20 protein-coding genes are annotated in these 20,306 nt (G+C 62.1%); 11 read left to right on the top strand and 9 right to left on the bottom strand.

All coding sequences use genetic code 11. The annotated features are described in order from the left end of the window. Positions 1 to 140: 140 nt before the first annotated feature. From FJ979_RS12925 to FJ979_RS12915, 3 genes are read left to right on the top strand one after another with little or no spacing between them, the layout of a single operon-like run. Positions 141 to 1,325 (top strand): extracellular solute-binding protein, encoded by a 1,185-nt coding sequence (locus FJ979_RS12925; protein WP_140513467.1) that lies wholly within the window; start codon positions 141 to 143, stop codon positions 1,323 to 1,325. Between the two features lie 7 nt (positions 1,326 to 1,332). Further along, a complete protein-coding gene (locus tag FJ979_RS12920; RefSeq protein WP_140558027.1) occupies positions 1,333 to 2,355 on the top strand; it encodes a Gfo/Idh/MocA family oxidoreductase in 1,023 nt (340 codons plus the stop codon). Then, positions 2,352 to 3,368 carry a Gfo/Idh/MocA family oxidoreductase gene (locus tag FJ979_RS12915; RefSeq protein WP_140581315.1) on the top strand — a complete coding sequence of 339 codons (1,017 nt, stop codon included), beginning with the start codon at positions 2,352 to 2,354 and terminating at the stop codon, positions 3,366 to 3,368. Before FJ979_RS12920 ends, FJ979_RS12915 begins: the two co-directional genes overlap by 4 nt. Positions 3,369 to 3,456: 88 nt before the next feature. Here the strand turns inward: FJ979_RS12915 and FJ979_RS12910 are convergent, their stop codons facing one another. The 6 genes from FJ979_RS12910 to uxaC all read right to left on the bottom strand — a co-directional run bounded on the left by FJ979_RS12910 (position 3,457) and on the right by uxaC (position 9,267). Then, complete coding sequence (locus tag FJ979_RS12910) at positions 3,457 to 4,302, bottom strand: ABC transporter permease subunit (RefSeq protein WP_140581314.1); 846 nt, start codon at positions 4,300 to 4,302, stop codon at positions 3,457 to 3,459. 1 nt (position 4,303) lies between these two features. Continuing rightward, a complete protein-coding gene (locus tag FJ979_RS12905) occupies positions 4,304 to 5,200 on the bottom strand; it encodes a sugar ABC transporter permease (RefSeq protein WP_140581312.1) in 897 nt (298 codons plus the stop codon). Between the two features lie 8 nt (positions 5,201 to 5,208). Then, positions 5,209 to 6,276 carry an ABC transporter ATP-binding protein gene (locus tag FJ979_RS12900; RefSeq protein WP_140581311.1) on the bottom strand — a complete coding sequence of 356 codons (1,068 nt, stop codon included), beginning with the start codon at positions 6,274 to 6,276 and terminating at the stop codon, positions 5,209 to 5,211. Positions 6,277 to 6,353: 77 nt separating this feature from the next. After that, positions 6,354 to 7,529, bottom strand: coding sequence for an extracellular solute-binding protein (locus tag FJ979_RS12895; protein ID WP_140513571.1), 1,176 nt, complete (start codon positions 7,527 to 7,529; stop codon positions 6,354 to 6,356). Between the two features lie 119 nt (positions 7,530 to 7,648). After that, positions 7,649 to 7,864 (bottom strand): hypothetical protein, encoded by a 216-nt coding sequence (locus tag FJ979_RS12890; protein ID WP_140561309.1) that lies wholly within the window; start codon positions 7,862 to 7,864, stop codon positions 7,649 to 7,651. A 2-nt stretch (positions 7,865 to 7,866) separates the two neighbouring features. Next, positions 7,867 to 9,267: a glucuronate isomerase gene (gene uxaC, locus FJ979_RS12885; protein ID WP_140581309.1), complete on the bottom strand. Its 1,401-nt coding sequence runs from the start codon at positions 9,265 to 9,267 to the stop codon at positions 7,867 to 7,869. A gap of 229 nt (positions 9,268 to 9,496) precedes the next feature. On the opposite strand from uxaC, the gene FJ979_RS12880 reads away from it, so the two are divergent. From FJ979_RS12880 to FJ979_RS12845, 8 genes are all read left to right on the top strand, one after another. Further along, positions 9,497 to 10,171, top strand: coding sequence for a GntR family transcriptional regulator (locus tag FJ979_RS12880; RefSeq protein WP_140513573.1), 675 nt, complete (start codon positions 9,497 to 9,499; stop codon positions 10,169 to 10,171). 35 nt (positions 10,172 to 10,206) lie between these two features. Further along, positions 10,207 to 11,391, top strand: coding sequence for a mannonate dehydratase (uxuA, locus tag FJ979_RS12875; RefSeq protein ID WP_140525307.1), 1,185 nt, complete (start codon positions 10,207 to 10,209; stop codon positions 11,389 to 11,391). A gap of 212 nt (positions 11,392 to 11,603) precedes the next feature. Then, complete coding sequence (locus FJ979_RS12870; protein WP_140581308.1) at positions 11,604 to 12,656, top strand: LacI family DNA-binding transcriptional regulator; 1,053 nt, start codon at positions 11,604 to 11,606, stop codon at positions 12,654 to 12,656. Positions 12,657 to 12,658: 2 nt separating this feature from the next. Next, positions 12,659 to 13,420, top strand: coding sequence for a glucosamine-6-phosphate deaminase (locus FJ979_RS12865; protein WP_140581306.1), 762 nt, complete (start codon positions 12,659 to 12,661; stop codon positions 13,418 to 13,420). Between the two features lie 34 nt (positions 13,421 to 13,454). Next, positions 13,455 to 14,642, top strand: coding sequence for an extracellular solute-binding protein (locus FJ979_RS12860; protein ID WP_140525310.1), 1,188 nt, complete (start codon positions 13,455 to 13,457; stop codon positions 14,640 to 14,642). A 455-nt stretch (positions 14,643 to 15,097) separates the two neighbouring features. Further along, a complete protein-coding gene (locus FJ979_RS12855; RefSeq protein ID WP_140581305.1) occupies positions 15,098 to 16,183 on the top strand; it encodes a type III polyketide synthase in 1,086 nt (361 codons plus the stop codon). After that, the gene (locus tag FJ979_RS12850; RefSeq protein WP_140581303.1) at positions 16,184 to 16,906 is read left to right on the top strand and encodes a class I SAM-dependent methyltransferase; all 723 of its coding nucleotides are present in this window, start codon (positions 16,184 to 16,186) and stop codon (positions 16,904 to 16,906) included. Continuing rightward, positions 16,903 to 18,087: an NAD(P)/FAD-dependent oxidoreductase gene (locus FJ979_RS12845; RefSeq protein ID WP_140581301.1), complete on the top strand. Its 1,185-nt coding sequence runs from the start codon at positions 16,903 to 16,905 to the stop codon at positions 18,085 to 18,087. The genes FJ979_RS12850 and FJ979_RS12845 overlap by 4 nt, the downstream gene beginning before the upstream one ends. Before the next feature lie 133 nt (positions 18,088 to 18,220). Here FJ979_RS12845 and FJ979_RS12840 read toward each other — a convergent pair whose 3' ends face one another. The 3 genes from FJ979_RS12840 to FJ979_RS12830 form a co-directional block, all read right to left on the bottom strand. Beyond that, entirely contained in the window at positions 18,221 to 18,526 is a 306-nt protein-coding gene (locus tag FJ979_RS12840) for a hypothetical protein (protein ID WP_140498458.1), read from the bottom strand. A 178-nt stretch (positions 18,527 to 18,704) separates the two neighbouring features. Continuing rightward, complete coding sequence (locus tag FJ979_RS12835) at positions 18,705 to 19,205, bottom strand: metallophosphoesterase family protein (protein ID WP_140498549.1); 501 nt, start codon at positions 19,203 to 19,205, stop codon at positions 18,705 to 18,707. Positions 19,206 to 19,284: 79 nt separating this feature from the next. Then, a complete protein-coding gene (locus FJ979_RS12830) occupies positions 19,285 to 19,614 on the bottom strand; it encodes a DUF768 domain-containing protein (protein WP_140498457.1) in 330 nt (109 codons plus the stop codon). Positions 19,615 to 20,306 lie beyond the last annotated feature (692 nt).

Here is a 20,306-nt window from a genome sequence, read left to right as displayed (position 1 = left end):
GACGGGACCTTCAGCGCAGCGGGGCGTCATTTGCGTTGCATTCGATACTGATAGACTAATATATCATTCGTCTGGGAGAGCCGGGATGAAAGTGTGGAGATGCCGCTCTTTCAAGGAGATAAATGAGGAGGACGACGACGATGTTCACGATTTCACGCCGCCAGGCGCTCGGCGGATTGGCCGGGTTTGCAGCGCTGCCCTTTGGCAGGTCATTCGCCGACGAGCTTGCCCTGCCCACTTCGCCGGTGGCGCTCAACATCATTGATGTCGCGGGCAATCTGCAGCTTACCCAGGCGGCAATCGAGAAATTCGGCAAGGAAAATCCGGGGCTCGTCTCCAAGATCACGTTCTCGCGCGCGCCGTCCCCCGAACTGCCGGCCAAGCTCGCCGCGCAGCAGGCGGCCAACCGGGTCGACATCGACCTGGTGCTGACGGGGCCGGGTGCCATGTCGGACGGCATCACCCAGGGCCTGTGGATCGACGTGTGGACGAAATACCCCACTGTGCTGCCCAAGGCTGAGGACGTCTATCTCGACAGCGCCTTGATGATGCAGAAGAACTTCGGCCAGAACGAAGGCGTCGCCGTCGTCTATTCGCCGTCGGGCCCACTCTTCGAATATGCGCCGGACAGGGTCAAGACCATCCCCAGGAACACCGACGAACTGCTGGCGTGGGTGAAGGCCAATCCCGGCAAATTCTGCTATGCGCGGCCGGTCAATTCGGGACCGGGCTGGACCTTCCTGATGGCCATGCCCTACATCCTCGGCGACAAGAATCCTTCCGATCCCATCAATGGCTGGGAGAAGACCTGGGCCTATCTGAAGGCGCTGGATGAAGGCATCGATTACTATCCCTCCGGCACCACGGTGACGATGAAGGAGCTGGCCGAGGGCACCCGCGACATGATCGTTTCCACCTTCGGCTGGGACATCAACCCGCGTGTGTTGGGCATCGTGCCGAAGGAGATCGAGACGTTTGCGCTCGAAGGCACGCATTGGGTGCCCGATACGCAGTTCATGTGCATTCCCAAGGGCGTCGCGGAGGAAAAGGTCGCGGTTCTGGTCAAGCTCATGGCCTTCATGCTCGAACCCGCGCAGCAGGCCTATACCTACGACAAGGGCTATTTCTATCCCGGTCCAGCGGTCAAGGGGGTACCACTCAGCGCCGCGCCGCAGGAAAGCCAGGACGCCATCGCAGAGTTCGGCCGCCCACAATATGAAGAGCTGATCAGGAAGTTCCCGGTCGAAGCGCCGTTAAAGCCGGAAGCACTGGTCGCCGCCTTCGAGAAATGGGACCGCGAGGTCGGTGCCAACAAGATGAAATAGCGGACCAATGCGATTTGCCGTGATCGGCATCGATCATCGTCACGTCTATGACCTGATCGGTGGGCTTCTGGATGCCGGCGCCGAGTGCGCCGGCTACGATCCCGCGACGACCGATCCCAAGGTTGCCGCCGGCATCGCCGAGCGTTTTCCACGGATCGCGCCGGTCGAACGACGGCGCCTGATCGAGGATCCCGCCATCGACCTCGTCGTTACCGCGGCTGTCCCCTCCGACCGGGCCGCCATTGCCGTCGAGGCCATGCGGCATGGCAAGGACGTGCTTGCGGACAAGCCCGGCCTGACCACGTTCGAGCAGCTTGCCGCCGTGCGGCAGACCGTGCGTGAGACGGGACGCATCTTTTCGATCTGCTTTTCGGAGCGCCTCCTGACCCGAGCCTCGACGCTGGCGACGCAGCTGGCGATGGAGGGCGCCATCGGCGAAGTCATCCATGTGACGGGCCTGGGGCCGCACCGGCTCAACCGTGCGCTACGCCCGGCGTGGTTTTTCGATCCCGTGAATTACGGCGGCATCCTGGTCGATATCGCCTCGCACCAAATTGATCAGTTCCTGTTCTATACTGGCTGCGCCGACGCGAATGTCGTTTCAAGTGCGGTCGGCCATTTTGGCGCTCCTGACATTCCAGCATTCCAGGATTTCGGCGACATCCTCCTGCGGGGAGACAAAGCGAGCGGCTATATCCGCGTCGACTGGTTCACCGCCGACGGGCTGCCGACCTGGGGGGATGGACGGCTCATCCTGCTCGGCACCAAGGGCACGATCGAACTTAGGAAATATGTCGACATAGCCGGCAAACCTGGCACGGACCACGTATTCCTCGTCGATGGCCAGGGCACGCGCCATTTCGATGCGTCGGGCGAAAAGATATCCTATTTCGAGCGCCTGCTTGCCGACATGTGCGAGCGTACCGAAACGGCGATGACGCAGGAGCATGTCTTCACGGTCTGCCGGCTGGCGCTCGAGGCGCAGGCGGCGGCGGTCGTCGTGACGGGGCAGGAAAGGAACGCGCGATGAGCAGGCTACGTGTCGCCATGATCGGCTTGGGTCCGGCGGCGTTGCCGCATGCGAAGAGCCTCGTCGATCTTGCCGGCAGGATCGAGGTGAAATGGGCGGCCAGCCGCAGCCAGGCGACGGCAGAAGCCTTTGCCGACCAGTTTTCCTTTCCCGTGACGACCGATATTGCGGCCGCGATTGCCGATCCCGAAGTTCAGGCGGTGCTGGTGCTGACGCCGGCCAACGCACATCTGGCGGTGGCCGAGCTGGCCCTTGCCGCCGGCAAGCACGTGCTTGTCGAAAAGCCGCTCGAAACGACGCTGGCGCGCGCCGAGAAGCTGGTCACGCTGGCCCGCGGGGCCGGCCTGCGCCTCGGCGTCGTCCTGCAGCACCGTTTCCGGCCGGCCAGCCTGCGGCTGCGCCAGGTGCTGGCTTCCGGCGCCATCGGCACGGTGGAGGCGGCCAGCCTTCGGGTTCCGTGGTGGCGGCCGCAGGCCTACTACGACACCGGCGGCCGCGGCAGCTTCGCGCGGGACGGGGGCGGCGTGCTGTTGTCGCAGGCCATCCACGCCATCGACCTTTTCCGCTCTCTGCTGGGAGAGATCGAGGTGGTGGCTTCGCAGGTGCGGACGACCGGCCTGCACCGCATGGAGGCTGAGGATTACGTCACCGCCCTGATGCGGCTCGGCAACGGCTCGCCGGCCTCGCTGCTCGCCACGACGGCGGCCTATCCGGGCTCGCCTGAAACCATGGAGCTTGTCGGCTCGCTCGGCACGGCCACGCTGACTGGCGGTGCGCTGAGCGTCGGCTGGCTCGACGGGCGCGAAGAGCGCGTCGAGGCGGAGGGGAAGACAGGCAGCGGCGCAGCCATCATGGACTTCCCCCATGACGCGCATCGTGCGCTGATAGACGATTTCGCCGATGCGATTTCGCAAGACCGCGATCCGGTCGTGACGGGTGAGGAGGCGCTCCAGACACAGCGCTTGATCGCAGCTCTCATCCGTGCGGATCCGGCCAGCAACCAACCCGTATAAGAGCGCTTCCTTCGAACCTCGAACGCTCCAGGATTCCTGGAGAGAGTGGCTTTCCGCCGCCATCATGCGGCGGAAAGAAAAGCCTGTTTCAGGCGGAGGCGGGCTGCTGCTTTGCCCGCGCTACAATCTGCGTCGGATTGACGAAGCGCAATGCGATCAGCAGCCAGACCAGCGTCGTTATCATATACACCACCGCCATCGCGTCGATCGACTGCACCGCGCGAACGCCCGAGGCGAAGACCGAATAGTACAGCGCCACGACGAGCGTCTGGCTGGTCGGCCCGGCTGTCAGGAAGGTCAGTTCGAACATGCCGATGGTACGCACCAGCACCAGCAGCAGCGCCGCCAAGATGCCCGGCATCAGCATCGGCAGCAGAACATGGAGAAAGAGCTGGAACGTGTTGGCGCCGAAGACACGCGCGGCCGCCTCGATCTTGGGATCGATCTGCTCGATGAAGGGGATCATCACCAGGATGACGAAAGGAACCGTCGGCACGAGATTGGCCAGCACCACGCCCCAGAAGGTGCCACCGACCCCCGATTGGTAGAGCACGGTAGCCAGCGGAATGCCGAAGGTGATCGGCGGGACCAGAAGCGGCAGCAGGAACAGAAGCATGACCAGCTTCTTGCCGGGAAAATCGCGCCGCGCCAGCGCATAGGCCGCCGTCACGCCGAGCAGGCCTGAAAGCGCGACCACGGTGAAGGCGATCTGGAAGGTTACGATCAGGATATCGTGGAGCTGGAATTCCGCCCAGGCGGCGAAATACCAGCGGGTGGTGAAGCCGGCAGGAATCCATGTGCCCAGCCAGCGCGTGCCGAAGGACGACAGGATGACCGTGGCAATCATCGCCGCGAGGTTGAGTACGAAGAAACCCACCACCACCCAGATGGCGGTGGTCCAGAGCTTGGCGGCGATGGTTGTGTCGCGGATCATGTCAGCCCTTTCCGCCTGCGGTGCTGCCACGATAGAACAGGTTGCGCAGCATCAGGATGGCGACGACGATGACCAACTGCACACCGGCCATGATCATCGCGATTGCCGAGGCCATCGAGTAGTCATATTGCTCGAAGGCGGCCTGGTAGGCTGCAATCGAGATGACCCGGGTCGGCCCGGCCGGCGCACCGAGCAGAACCGCCGACGGAAAGACGGCGAAGGCCTGTACGAATGAAAGCAGGAAGGCGATGGCCAGGCCGGGGATCAGCAGCGGCAGGAACACATAGCGGAACCGCTGCCAGGAGCGCGCGCCGTGGGTCGCCGCTGCCTGTTCCAGTGCCGGATCGATGCCTGTCACATAGGAAAGCGTCAAAAGGAACGTGAACGGGAAACCGGTGATGATCAGCGACGCGAAAACACCCCAGTAATTGTTGGTGAGTTTCACGGGACTGCTGATGACGCCGAACAACATCAGCGTGCGGCTGAACCAGCCCTGCGGTCCCAGATAGTTGAGCAGGCCTTCCGCTACCAGCACCGTGCCGAGCGTTACCGGCAGCACGAGGATGGTGGTCAGCATGCGCTGGTGCGTCATCAGGCGAACGCGAAATGCGATGGGCAGCGCCAGCGCCAGGCTGATAACGGTGACCGGCACCGCCAGCCACAGCGTGGTGGCAATGGTGTTGTAGAGGAACGGGTCGGTGAAGAAACGCTGGTAGTTGGCGAGGAGCCCCCCTTCCTTCGGCTGGAAGGACAGGAGCAGGCCGTAGACAAAGGGATAGACGAAGATCGCCAGCGTAAACAAGGCGGCCGGAAGCACCAGAAGGGTGACGCCGTCGATCCCGTGCAAGGCCAGCCGCTGGCGCAGAGAAGGAGAGGGCGTATGATCGAGCGTCGACATCGCCATCCTCAGGCAGCGTAGATCAGGGCATGGGCAGAATCGATCGAGAGCGAAACCGTGTTCCCGACCGACGCGGCCTGGCTGGCATGGAAAATCAGCTCGAGGCCGCCCTCGGTGCGTGCCGTGCCGACGAATTCCCGGCCGCGATACTCGATGGTTTCGACCTTCGCATCGAGCGTCCCGACGCCCTTGTCGCTCACGGTGACATCGTCCGGCCTGGCGGCGATCACGGCGTGCGCGCCAACCGCGAGATCGTCGCGCACTCTGCCCGAAAGGCTGACGCCGCCGACTTCGACCGTGGCAATGTCGCCGTCGCGCCGGGTGACCTTGCCGGTTAGCCGGTTGCGGTAGCCCATGAATTCGGCGACGTCGAGATGGTCCGGGCTCTCATAGAGGTCCCGCGGAGCGCCGACCTGCCGGATTCGGCCATCGCGCAGCACGACTATGCGGTCGGCAAGCGACAAGGCCTCATCCTGGTCATGCGTCACATAAAGGGTGGTGGCCCCGAGCTGGTTGTGGATGCGCCGGATTTCCGCACGCATCTCGATGCGCAATTTCGCGTCGAGGTTGGAGAGCGGCTCGTCCATCAGCACCAGCGGCGGCTCGATGACGATGGCGCGGGCGATGGCGACCCGCTGCTGCTGACCGCCTGACAGTTGACCCGGCAGCTTGTGGCCCTGCGTTTCCAGCCGCACCAGTCCCAGCGCCTCGTCGACGCGTTGCGTGATCTCGGTCTTGGGCGTGCCGCGCATCTTCAGGCCGAAGCCGATATTGGCTTTGACGGTCATATGCGGGAACAGCGCATAGTTCTGGAAGACCATGCCGAAGCCGCGGTCTTCCGGCTTAAGCTGGTCGATACGCTTGTCGTCGAGATAGATGCTGCCGCCCGTGGTGGAAAGCAGTCCGGCGATGCAGTTCAGGGCGGTCGACTTGCCGCAGCCCGAAGGTCCGAGCAGGGCGATGAATTCCCCCTTGCGCACGGTCAGCGAAACGTCACTCAGCGCGCTCATACTGCCGAATTTTCGACTCATATGATCGAGGCGGAGTTCGTCGAATTTCGACGAGGCGAGCAGCATCCGTTCGTAGCCCCATTGTTGTAGGCGAACCGGGCGGCATGCCCGGTTCCTATTATGCGCTGAAACTCAAAGGTTTGTCATTTCGCGGCGGCGGCGACCTGTTCGTCCCAGGTTCGGAATGCCGTGACCATCGAAGCTGGCTCCAGCGGCAGTTCGATCGGATTGTTGGCGATCAGGTCGGCATATTCGGTGCGGCCGAATTCGGCGATCGCATCCTGGCTTTCCTGCGGCGCCATGTCGAGGGTGACATCCTTGACCGCCGGGCCCGGATAGAAATAGCCCTCGTCATAGGTATAGGCCTGCTGCTTAGGCGTCAGCAGGAATGCCATCAGGTCCTTGAGCACGGCCAGTTTTTCGTCGCTGACCCCTTTCGGCACGCACATGTAATGGGCGTCGGCGACCCAATGGAAGCCTTTCAGCGCCCCAACCTTGGCTTCCTTCGGCACGACGCCGAGAACGCGCGGGTTGATGTCCCAGCCAGTCGTCGACACAGTCATGTCGCGCGTGCCTTCGCCGAGTTCCTTCATCAGCGCACCGGTGCCGGTCGGATAATATTCGATGTATTTGTGCAGTTCCTTAAGATAGGCCCAGGTCTTGTCCCAGCCCTTGACCGGATCCTTCGGATCGCTGTCGCCGAGCAGATAGGGAAGACCCATCAGGAAGGTGCGGCCGGGGCCGGAATTGGCCGGGCGCGCATAGAGGAACCGGTTCGGGTTCTCCTTGGCCCACGCCAGAAGCTCCTCCGCCGTGGTCGGCACCGTCTTGACCTTGTCGGGCATGTATTCGAGCAGCGGCCCGGACGGGTAGTAGGTGACGACGACGCCGTGGTCCTTGGCCAGCGTCTGCATCCGCGCTGCCGGCTCCTGATAGATATCGGCCAGCTTCGGCAAGGCGCCCGAATCGTCAGGAAGCAGCTTGACCCACAGGTCCATCTCGAGGCCTGCCGACAGCGCATCCGTTCCGGTAAGCACGAGGTCGATATCGACGCGGTTCGCCGCTTGCTGCGCCTTGATCTTGCCCGGAAGCTCCGGGGCCGGCGCCTTGGTGAAGACGATGTTCGAGATCAGTTCCGGCTTGGCCGTCTTGTAATTCTCGATCGCCTTCTGGGTTAGCGCCAGATTGCCGGCGACATCGACGATATTGATGGTGACGGGCGCGGTCGGCAGCTTGGCGGTCTGGGCAAACGCGCGCGCAACCGGAAGCGCCGCCATGCCGGCTAGTCCGCCGACCGCCTGTCGCCGAGTGATCTTGATCATCTTCATCTCCTCCGCTGGGGTCCTGTCTTGTCCGGCAGGATTTCAATTTTGATATATTAATCTACCAGTCCTCAAAAACAACCGCTTTCTGCTTCGTGCGTGAACCGCTGCGCCAATCATGCCACGGTGGTTGCGGCGCCGTCGTTCAAAAGATCGGTCAATGCGGTTCCTAGCCTTGCGAGATGGGGGCTGGCCGAGAGATCGGTGCCGAGGACCTGCTTCAGCCGCAGGAAGACGGCGGCCAGTTCGGCAGCCGAGCCGACCTCTGCGGTCCGCGCGCCCGATCCCGGCCGGCAGGTCACCCAGGTCCGATTGGAAAGCCGCTGCGCCATGGTCAGAGCCTATAGGCTTTCTTGGCCAGGCGGTAGGCGAGATCGTGCGCCACTTCCTGCGCCTCGTCCTCGTCGAGCCGGTGGTCAGCCACCAATTCCGCGAGAAAATTGCAGTCGACGCGGCGCGCCATGTCGTGCCGCGCGGGGATCGAACAGAAGGCACGGGTGTCGTCGTTGAAGCCCACCGTGTTATAGAAGCCAGCTGTCTCCGTGGTAAGTTTGCGAAACCGGTACATGCCTTCGGGGCTGTCGAAAAACCACCAGGGCGGGCCGAGGCGCAGCGCCGGATAATGCCCGGCAAGCGGCGCAAGCTCGCGCCCATAGGCCGTCTCGTCCAGTGTGAACAGGATCAATGTCAGGCGCGTGTCGTTGCCGAACGCGTCGAGGAGCGGCTTGAGGTCGTGGACATAATCGGTGCCGGTGGGAATGTCTGCGCCCTTGTCGAAGCCGAACTCGGTGAAAATCTGCGGGTTGTGGTTGCGGAAAGAGCCGGGATGGATTTGCATGACCAGGCCGTCCTCGACGCTCATGCGCGCCATTTCGGTCAGCATTTGTGCGCGGAACAGGTCCGCATCCTCGGGCGAGACATCGGCCTTCAGCACCCGGTCGAACAGAGCCGTTGCTTCCGCCTTCGACAGGTCGGCGGTGCGGGCATTCGGATGGCCGTGGTCGGTGGACGTCGCGCCGCGCTGCTTGAAGTAGGCACGGCGGATGCGGTGCGCCTCAAGATAGCCGGGATAGCTGGTCGGCGTTCCGGCCAACGCCAGGAACCGCTCCACCTCGGCATGGAAACCCTTGCGCGAAGGGTCGACGACGGCGTCTGGCCGGTAGGCTGGCACAACCTGGCCGTCCCAGCCGGAAGCCTTGATCGCATCATGCGCGGCAAGCGCATCGGTGGCGGCGTCCGTCGTTGAGATGGCTTCGATGTTGAAACGCTTGTAGAGCGCGCGCGGGCGCATCTCCGGCCGTTCGAGCTGTTCGGCGATGCGATCATAAAGAAGGTCGGCATTCTTCGCGCCGAGCCGCTCTTCGATTCCGAAGACCGTTGCCAGCGAATGCTCGAACCACAGCCGTGTCGGCGTGCCGCGGAAAAGGGCGTAGTTCTCGGCGAAGCGGCGCCAGATCTTGCGGGGATCGGTTTCGATCGGGCCCCCATCCAGTCGTGGGACGCCGAAATCTTCCATGCGCATTCCCTGGGAATAGAACATGCGCAAAATGTAGTGGTCGGGCTTGACGAACAGCGTGGCCGGATCCGGGAACGGCAGGTCATACGCATACCAATCCGGCTCGGTATGGCCGTGCGGGGAGATGATCGGCAAGGCACGCACGCCTTCATAGAGGCGCCTGGCGATGGAACGGACGGTAGGATCAGGCGAAAAAAGCCTGTCGGGATGGAGCGGCATTGCAAAATCCTTGCGGTCGAGCCGCGAAAGCGGCGTTCGGAAGGGAGGGGCGATTGAATGCGCGCGATCATAATTTGGGATGAAGCGGCGTTCCGATATTGGCGAACAGTAAGGAATAATATATTAATATGTCAACTGATTGAAGATCGGGGATCGAGAAATGACATCAGCAAAGGCGCATGCGGGCATTGCGGGCTCCGACCGCGACGCCGTCTCCGTTCGAACGAAGATGCGTCGGCCGGGCATCGTGCGTACGACGGCTGCGTCCGCAGTGTACCGCGAACTGCACGAGGCGATCGTATCCATGCAGCTTAAGCCCGGCAACGCCTTGAATGAAAAGGTGCTGACCGAGCGTTTCGGTGTCAGCCGCACGCCGGTGCGCGAGGCGTTGATTCGCCTAGTCGAAGACGGGCTGGTCAATATCTATCCTCAGTCGGGAACCTTCGTCGCGCCGATACCGATCTCGCTCATTCCCGAAGCCGTCGTCATCCGTAAGGCGCTGGAAGGCGCCACGGTCGAAAAGGCCGCGCAATGCGCAAACGGCGACGATGTGGGAAAGCTCGACGACATATTGGCGCGGCAGCGGTTCCTTGCCGAACGACAGGACATGAACGGATTTCACGAGGCCGACGAGGCCTTTCACGAGGCGATTGCCCGAATAGCCAGCTATTCCGGCATCTGGAACTATCTGAAGCCGGTCAAGGTGCAGATCGACCGGGCGCGACGCATGACGCTGCCGGCGCTTGGCCGCATGGACCATGTGATCGGCGAGCATACGGTCATCCGCAACGCCATAGCGGCGCATGACGTGAAGGCTGCCTGTGAGGCCATGCGAATCCATCTGGGCGCTGTCATTCCCGATGTCGAGCAACTGCGCGACGCCTACCCCGACTGGTTTATTTGAGCCGACCAGCCCTGAAATAGTTGGAGAAATGACGAATGCGCGAGGCATGGAGATGGTTTGGGCCGGACGCGGGGGTTCCGCTTGATGCGGTGCGTCAGGCCGGCGCCACCGATATCGTATCGGCGTTGCACGAAGTCCCGATCGGGCGTGCCTGGACGAAGGCGGAGGTGGCGACGCGCAAGGCGACGATCGAGGATACGCCGTCCGACCGCTCGCCGCTTGTCTGGTCGGTCGTTGAAAGCATACCGGTCCCCGACGCTGTCAAGCGTCACGGGGGCGAGGCGAAAGTCGAGATCGAGGCCTGGATCGCCAGCATGGAAGCGGTTGCGGCCAACGGCATCCATATCATCTGTTTCAATTTCATGCCCCTGGTGGACTGGACCCGCACCGATCTCGATTACGAACTGCCAAGCGGCGCGACCGCGATGCGTTTCGACCAGGACCGGTTCGCAGCCTTCGACCTGCACATCCTGCAGCGCAGGGGAGCCGAAGCCGATTATTCGAACGAGGACCGCGAGCGGGCGAAAGCTGTTTTCGAGGCGATGAGCGAAGAGGAGGCCGCGACCCTCGTCGCCAACATCGCCAGTGCGCTGCCGGGCTCGACCACGGAGCCGTTGACGGTCCCGCAATTTCGCGACCGGCTGGAGCGTTATGCGGGCATCGATGCCGCCCGGCTGCGCCACCATCTCACCGAATTCCTGGCGGCGATCGCGCCCGCCGCAGAGAGCAGCGGCGTCCGGCTTGCGCTGCATCCGGACGATCCGCCCCGCTCGCTCTTTGGTCTGCCGCGGGTGGCCTCGACCGCCGCCGACTACAACGCGCTCTTCGAGGCAGTTCCGTCGCCGGCCGTCGGCATGTGCTTTTGCACCGGAAGCCTTGGCGTGCGCGCCGACAACGATCTTCCGGCGATGGCGAAGCACTTCGCGTCGCGCATCCCCTTCGCACATTTGCGGGCGACCAAGCGCGAAGGCGATGGCCGCACCTTCCATGAAGCGGCGCATCTGGACGGCGACGTGGACATGGTTGCGGTACTGCGCGAATTGTTGGCCGAAGACGGCAAACGGGAACCGCACGACACCATCGTCTTCCGCTCCGACCACGGCCACCGCATGCTGGATGATCTCACAAAAACGGTGAATCCGGGCTATCCGGCGATAGGTCGCCTGCGCGGTTTGGCGGAACTGCGCGGCGTGATCCACGCGCTCCAGTCGAAGGGTTGACAGCGCGGCAATGCCTACCGTGATCGGCGCGGCTTCGGTCGGCCTGCGCCGATTCTGCCCTATCCCTGACGTCGATCGGCATTAGGTCGGTTTCCGCCTGTGGAGGACTGCCTCGGGGGACAGTCCGATTATCCGACCTGTTCTAGGCCAATCAATCCTTGACACGACTTCGTGCAAGCGCTTTCATGCAAGCGCTTGCATTAGGGGCGCGCATGCCTGACCGAAGGCGGAACAATTCATCTTCAGCACCGACGCTGAGCGAGGTGGCGGACGCAGCCAACGTCTCTTCGGCTACGGTTTCGCGTGCTTTCAGCCGGCCGGAGCTTCTCAGTCGCGAGACGGTCGCGCGGGTTCACTCGGTCGCCGCAAGACTCGGCTATGTCCCCAACCATGCCGCGCGCGCACTAAGCACCGGCCGGATGGGCAATATCGCGCTGATCGTGCCCGACATCACCAACCCGTTCTTCGCGGCGTTGATGCGTGGGGGGCAGGCGACGGCCCGCGACTGTGGCTATGCGACGTTTATCGGCGATTCTGACGAGACGCCGGAAGTGGAAGACATTCTCCTGACCAAGCTGTCGGCGCAGGTAGAAGGTTTCATCATCGCCTCTTCGCGCCTGCACACGAAACAGATCCTTGAACATGCGCGGAGGCGGCCTTGCGTCCTCGTCAACCGCGACATTCCCGGCATGGTACGGCTTCTGGTCGATAGCGGGCCAAGCTATGGGCAGGCGCTGGAGCATCTGGTTTCGCTGGGCCATAGATCGATCGCCTATGTTTCCGGGCCGGCATTCTCCTGGTCGAACAGCCAGCGCTACGGCACCGTGACCAGGAGGGCCGCCGAGCTTGGGGTTGAGATTGTACGGGTTCCGACCTCGCGGCCAAGCTTCGAGGCCGGCCAGGCCTGCGTCGATGAACTCGTCCTGACGGCCGCGACCGCCGTACTCGCATTCGACGATGTCATGGCGCAAGGCATCATGGCCGGGCTTGCCGCGCGCGGCCTGTCGGTGCCGGGCGACTACAGCGTGATCGGCTGCGACGGCATACTGGCGCCGACCCTTTTCCCGCCCCTGACGTCCATCGCAACCCATTGCGCGGAGGCCGGCAGGCAGGCGGTCGAGCTTCTCGTCGCTATGCTGCAAGGCAAGCCGCTCGCTCACAAGCGCATCAATCTCGTCACCGAATTCGTCATCAGGGCGACAACCCAGGCCCCGTGCTCGCAGCGAGAAACGGCGGGGCTCGATCGACTTACAACCACGGAGTGATCATGCGAATTTACGTGAAACCGGACAAAAAGCTGCTGGGCGCCGCTGCCGCTGAACTGGGGGCGCAGTCGATCCGCGCCGCGATCGAGGCGCGCGGGGCGGCCAATATCGTCTTCGCCACCGGAGCCAGCCAGTTCGAGGTACTTGCCGCGCTGGTGGAGCGGGATGACATCGACTGGTCGCGCGTCACCGGCTTTCACCTCGATGAATATGTCGCCATGCCGGATACGCATCCGGCCAGTTTTCGGCGCTATCTCAAGGAGCGCTTCACCGCGTTGCTGCCGTCGCTCGGGGCCTTTCATTTCATCGACGGGGACGTGCCGGATCCAGGTGCCGAGGTGGCGCGCATCAATGCGTTGATTGAGCGTCACCCCATCGATGTGACATTCGCGGGCATTGGCGAGAACGGCCACCTCGCCTTCAACGATCCGCCCGCGGACTTCGAGACGACCGCACCGTTCCACCTGGTAACGCTGGACGACCGCTGCCGCCGCCAGCAGTTCGGCGAAGGCTGGTTTCCGACGCTGGAAGACGTTCCGCACAGGGCGATCTCCATGACCGTCAACCAGATCATGAAAAGCGGTCTGATCGTGCTGGCGGTGCCGGACCGCCGCAAGGCCGAGGCGGTGCGCGATACGGTCGAAGCGCCGATCTCGCCGATGGTGCCGGCCGGTATCTTGCGCAGGCATGCCGACTGCCACCTGTTTCTCGATCCGCAATCGGCTGCTCTGCTTCGCGAAGTGCCGGACACCGTGGGCGAATAACCGTCCACGCAACCTAGAAAGGGAGGAGACACCAATGACAACCCGACGCAATGCCCTTCTAACGATCCTGGGTGCTGGCGTTGCCGCGGCGGCAAGGCCGGTTTTCGTGCTTGCCAAGGAGTTCCCGAAGCCGAAGGAGCCGCTGGTCATCAATGTGGTCGACGTTGCCGGCGACCTGCAACTCAGCCAGCGGGCGCTTGAAAAGTTCGCCGAGACCCATCCGGAACTGATTTCGAAGTTCGTTTACACGCAGGCGCCCGCGCCCGAACTTGCCGCCAAGCTCAAGGCCCAGCAGGCGGCAGGCCGGTTGGACATCGATTTCGTGCTCACCGGTAACGACGCCCTTGCCGCGGGCATCGACCAGGGATTGTGGACCCAGATCCTGCCTGACTATGCCGATATGTTTCCCAAGCTCGACGAGCGCTACCTACCGGGCGCCTATGCCATGCAGCAGATGGCGAAGGGCCAAGCCTTCGTCGATAGCTGGTATCCGTCAGGCCCGCTCCTGGAATATGCGCCGGATCGGGTCAAGGACCTTCCTGGGACCGCTGAAGAGTTGCTTGCCTGGTGCAAGGCGCATCCGGGAAAGTTCATGTATGCGCGCCCGGCGAATTCCGGCCCCGGCCGAACCTTCGTCATGGGCCTTCCCTACCTGCTCGGCGACAAGGATCCGCTGGATCCTATCGACGGCTGGGAGAAGACCTGGGCCTATCTCAAGGAACTGAACGACTGCATCGACTATTATCCCTCCGGCACGACCGTCACCATGAAGGAACTGGGTGACGGCACGCGCGATATCATCGCCACGACCACCGGATGGGACATCAATCCGCGCTATCTCGGCATCGTTCCCGAAGACTACAAGATTGCGACCCTGAAGGGCTTCCACTGGGTCAGCGACGCCAACTATGTGGCTATCCCAAAGGGCGTTTCCGACGAAAAGCTCGGCGTTCTCCTGCAACTGATCGCCTTCATCCTTGAGCCCGAGCAGCAGGCATTCATGTACGATCACGGCTACATGTACCCCGGCCCGTCGATCAGGGACGTGCCGATAGAGATGGCGCCGCAGGACAGCCAGGACACGATCAAGCGTTTCGGCCGGCCCGAATATGCCGCGATGATCGCCGACAACCCGATCGAACCGCCGCTCGACGCCAAACCGCTGGTTGCCATGTTCGAGAAGTGGGACAAGGAGATCGGCGGGGCCAAAAACGCCAAATAGGGTATCTCCGCGCACGGCCATTCGACAGCGGTTTGTCCCCGCTGCCATGATAGCTAAGCCGCCTCGACAATACCCCTGGTGGTCCGGGGAACCGGCCGGTCCGACCGAGATCGCGGTCGACTGGCCAAGGCCTTGGCCAGTCAAGGAATGGATGACTCGTCTGGCTACATGGCGGCCGCGATGCCACCCATCCTGATGCGAATGCGGCATCCGTTGCGGTACGGTGCCACATTCGACGCTCGCCCGCCTGCGCCGCCGACAGCGAGGAGGCCTCCAATTGCGCTTGGTGCCGCCATTGGCCGGCACCTTGGAAATCGTCGAGGACGAGGGAAGCTTTCATCTGTCCCGAACGTTTATGAGAGTGTTTACCACCTCTCAGGGGCTGGTCCCGACCCGGTCGGGTTCGTAGTCACCGCCCGCGGTACACCAGCCTAAAGCTGTAGGCCGAGGAAAAGATGCCCGCTCAAGCTTTCATCAACCGGATTGCGGCAGCCGTTCCGGAGAATGGCGTTCACCGCTTCTTTCTTCAATTTGCCGGTTCCCAGTTGACGGCAGATCCCCGTCGCCGGGCGATCTTTGATCGCATGGCGGACAGATGCGGAATAGAGCATCGTTATTCGTGCTTTGCGCCCGCCGATGATCCTGAAGGCCCAAGTGTCGATTTGGAGGGTGTTTTCAAACGCGGCGCGTTTCCAGGCACGGCAAAGCGCATGGAGATGTTCGCGGCCACAGCGCCCGCTCTGGCTGAACAGGCCGTGGAGAAGCTCCTTCATGGTCAGGACAGGAGCCGTATCACACATTTGATCGTCACCACCTGCACGGGGTTTTCCGCCCCCGGCCTGGATCTGGAAATAATTGCCCGGTGCAACCTGCCGACCTCCATCGAGCGCACAATCCTCGGCTTCATGGGTTGCTATGCAGCGATCAACGCACTCAAGCAGGCACGACACATCATCCGGTCGGAACCCGAGGCCCGGGTTCTGGTGGTCAGCATCGAACTCTGTACGCTTCACCTCAAGGAGACCTCCGATCTTGAAAAGCTGCTCTCGTTCTGCCTGTGGGGCGATGGCTGCTCGGCTGCGTCGGTAAGCGCCAGTCCTTTTGGCATAGGACTGGATAGTTTTCACGCGCTCGTCGATGGCGGCAGCCGCGACCTCATGACCTGGAACATACATGACGACGGTTTCGACATGGTGTTGTCGGGAGAGGTTCCCGCCGCAATCCACCATGCACTCGGCACAGACATAGGCAGCATTCTGGGAAACAGGAGCGTTTCAGACGTCGACCTTTGGGCCGTCCACCCGGGCGGCCGCTCCGTTCTCGACGCAGTGGAGCGAGCGCTGAATCTCCGTTCCGATGCGTTGTCGACCTCCCGCGAGGTCCTTCGTGAAAACGGAAATATGTCCTCTGCTACCGTCATGTTCGTACTCGAGCGAATGCTGCGCGAGGCCACAAAGGAAGACCGTGTGGGTTGTGCCATGGCATTCGGACCTGGCCTGACGACCGAGACGATGATGTTCCACACAGCCGGCGATACCTGAATGGCCAATGATCTCGACCATCGTCGGATCGAGCGGGAACTGCTCGACAATTTGCCTCCCGACGATCCAAGGGCCGTCGGTTCGCGGCGTGATCTCGCCTGGATAAACGCACTGATGTTTCAGAGCGCGATCATGGCCAGCCTGTTGAAGGCAAGCGTGCGCAAAAGCCCGACCAGATTTTTGGAAATTGGTTCCGGCGATGGAGCATTCATGCTTTCCGTCGCAAAGCGCCTCGCCCGGCGCTGGACAGATGTCGACCTGGTCATGCTTGACCAGTTCAACCTCATTTCAGACAGGCGGTTCGCTGATTTCTACGCACTTGGTTGGCGGGTCGAAACCATCATCGATGATGTCTTCGAATGGATCGAAAGCCCCCGAGCAGGCGCCTTCGATGTGGTATCGGCCAACTTGTTTCTGCACCATTTTCCGGACGCAGCCCTGAAACGCCTGTTTTTGGCGATTCGCCCTCTGGCGCCAGTGTTTCTCGCCACCGAGCCGAGCCGAAACGCCATTGCCTTAAGAGCCTGTTCGCTTCTGCATGTCATCGGCGCGAACGAGGTGACTTTGCACGATGCGGCGGCAAGCGTCCGCGCGGGTTTTGCGGGTCATGAGCTTTCCAGCCTATGGCCCCCGGATTTCAGACGCCAGTGTGCAGAACGCAGAATTGGACCGTTTACCCACGCCTTCCTTGCCGTCGACCGCGCTTCGGAAGGTTTGCCATGATGTACGACGCCATCGTCATAGGCGCCGGGCCAAGTGGTTCTTCGGTGGCCTTGGCTTTGAGCGGCCAGGGGCGCGCTGTTGCCATCGTCGAGCGAAGTGAATTCCCGCGCCGCAAAGTTTGCGGGGAATTCATGTCCGCGGTCAATCTGGATCTGTTGGATAGATTGGGCGGAGGCGCCGCGGTTCGCGCCAAAGCCGGTCCGGAGGTCAAGCGGGTTGCACTTTTTGCATCGGGTCCCGGCACGGATGCGGGCATGCCGCGGGCCGCGGGAGATGCATTTGGACGCGCGCTCGGGCGCGACGTTCTGGATGGCATACTTTTGGATGCGGCTCGCGATGCCGGGGCCGACGTGTTCCAGCCTTGGCGGGCGGCGGAGATCAGCACCGATGGTGACAACGCTACGGTTCGGATCGAAAGCAAGCACGATCAGGGAGTTCTCGTTGCGCCGGTCGTGATTGCCGCGCATGGCTCATGGGAACAAGGAAAGCTTTCGACGAACCTGCCGAAAACCAACGCGCCGCACGATCTTTTCGGATTCAAGGCTCATTTCACCGGCGCTGAGCTCGACCGCGACCTCATGCCCCTGCTGGCATTTCCCGGCGGCTATGGCGGCATGGTCTGGGCCGACCGGAACAGGATGTCGCTGTCGTGCTGCATGCGCCGCGACGTCTTGATCAGGCTACGCGAAAAAGGCAACGTCTCGTCGGCAGCCCAAGCTGTTCATGCCCATATCCTTGCTTCGTGTCCCCGTGTCGCCTCCACGATCGTGAATGCCACGCTCGATGGCGAATGGCTCGCCGCAGGGCCCATACGGCCTGGCATTCGTTCACGTTTTGCCGACGACATATTTCGGGTGGGCAACCTCGCCGGTGAGTCCCATCCCATCATCGCTGAAGGCATTTCGATGGCCCTGCAGTCAGGCTGGTTGCTAGCCAACGAACTGGCCAGGTTCGGCCGTTGGGACCGGGCGGCGAGGATTGCTGTTGGCCGCCGCTATTCGAAGGTCTGGAACAGCCAATTTGCAACCCGCATTCGCGTGGCTGCCTTGTTGGCACGCCTTGCCTCCCATCCCATGTCCGCTGCCGCGATGAACACGTTCGTGAGCGGCTTCCCGAACAGCCTGACGCTGGGAGCCAGATTGACCGGCAAAACGAAACCGCTGCCGATCGGGTGCGACTGAGAGGCTCAAGACTTTGTGCTCCAAGACGCTATAGCGGTCATGCACTCCGTCTTTCGATAGCCCCAGCCTTGCGATTCGACATGATGTCTCAGGCCCGTCATCGCCAGGCCTGAGCTGAATTCTGCTGGCGGAACTATTTGTTACAATTTTGGGACGGCGAGGTGGCAGTGCCGCTGGCGGTATTGGTGTCGACGTCATTGCCCGCAGTGTCCTTGCAACGGTCATTCATGCCGTTTGGTGTTGTCGTGGTCGAGTTCGTCGCATTCGGATCAGTTGTGACGGTCCCCGTGGTGCTGCCGGAGCCGTTGACGCTCGTGCCGCTGTTGTTCATGCCGCCGCCTGCGGTACCGCCGGCATTGCCCGAGCCGCTCGTTTGGGCCAGGGCGGATGTGGCAAGCGCTAAGGACAGGGCGGATGCGACCAAGATCGTTTTCATCATAAGTGCCTCCATTGGTTAAATCGCTTGTTGCGATCACTTTCCCAACGGAGCGCCGTCCTTGTTGTTCCTGTAACGGAAAATCGTGATCGATCTTCATTCTTGTCCGGCTTTGATGCTGAGCGAAGCATATCCAGAACTGTATAAAGGACGACTGCCGGTCAGTGGCGACGGGCCACGCTCAGCCTGATCGACGGTTGTGCTTGCTGAGCAGGATCGGCAGGGAAACCGGCCGGAAATTCCACACGTCAACGCCGACATCACGCTGGCGAGTAAGCGGCTTCAGCTTGCCATGCGAATGGCCGTGCAAATTCACCGATCCCTTGCCCATCTGATTCCAGGTCCGAAACGGATAATGGCACAGGACGAGGAGGGTACCGTCCACCACCAGTTCCGCATAGTGCTGGATGCTGGCCCAGCCAGATGCGAGCGTTGCATCGCTTCCGTCATTGTTGCCGATGATCAGGTGCTTGCGCCCATTGAGCTGCGACAGGATGTTTTCGATGCCGGCCTTCGGGCGGGCAAAATCACCCAGATGCCAGATCTCGTCGTCCGAGCCGACGGTCTCGTTCCAGAGGCTCATCAGCGCCGCGTCATGCGTTGCCAGCGAGCCGAACGGCCGCCGGTCAATTCGCAGGATGCGTGGATCGTTGAAATGAGTATCGCTCGTGAAGAAGATCATCCTGTGCGCGACTTCCCTCGCTGATCGACCCAGCCCGATACGCCGGACTAACGATCCGGTATTCGGCTGTACGCGCTCGTCAGCTTCCTTCCTTACGGCCATCACCGGCGGCAGACGCTGAGTGTTCAGGCTCCGCAGCCTCAAGACCTTCGATAATCGGCGTAAGCGAGCCATCTTCCTCCGGAACTGGTTGCCGGCCGTTGGCTGCGTTCGCCTTGTCGAGGGCCTGCTGGATGGCGTCTTCTATGTTGCCGATATCTTCTTCGCGAACCTCGCGCCCGTATCCTGCGGCGTCCGCATCCTGCTCGAATTGCTGGGCCAACACCGCGACGCTGACTTGCGTGTCGGTCGCCAGGTTTCCGACATTCTCCTGCAGCCAGGTTCGAAAGAACTCGATCGTCGCGCTCATATTGCCTCCTGAACCGGACAACTGCTGCTGAGAGCGGTTGTTCCATGTTCCTGGCTACACTTTGCGGACTCTTGTGACGTTGACCTTGGGTACCGGGGATCCGATGAACGCGCCGGTTGAGCATGGCCATTGCCGCTGCCATCGGTGCCGCGGCCCTTGCCGTCGGCAACACACGGTATCCGAACGGAGTAGCCCCAAACTGTCAGCTTACAATTTGCAGTCATAGGTTACAGACTTCCCGTGTTCTATAAAGGGAGGTGGGAAGTACCTGGGCCTAACAATACTCTAGGGCGCGGTTGAAGGTTCGCCTTCGAATCGCGAAATGCCCAGGTGGTTCACAGCTCCCAAAACAATGGGAGGTGTCAGCCAAACAGGATGAAAATCGGGTTTCGGACCCTAGTCCCCTCGGTCCGATCCACCGGTTCAAGGGCAACGTTAACACAGCTCAAAGCCGACAGGAAAAATGCAGTCCGGCAAGTCTCGGCCTCACATCGGGAAACCAGAGCCAGGCACCGACTTCCGCGCAGCACGACGTGTCCTCTCCGGCGATTGAGGAAAAATTGCGAGGTGATTGTCGTGTCTGTCGCCTGTCTTGACGCAGTCCCCCCGTTCATGGACAGAAGCGCTCCCGCAACTGCACCGAGCACAGTCGGCAGTGCCTGGCACAACGCCGACCACCTCTCCCTAGCTGG

This window comes from Mesorhizobium sp. B1-1-6 (assembly GCF_006443035.1).
GTDB lineage: Bacteria > Pseudomonadota > Alphaproteobacteria > Rhizobiales > Rhizobiaceae > Mesorhizobium.
The sequence above is the reverse complement of the archived record's forward strand: the minus strand, read 5'-3'. Positions and strand labels throughout refer to the sequence as shown.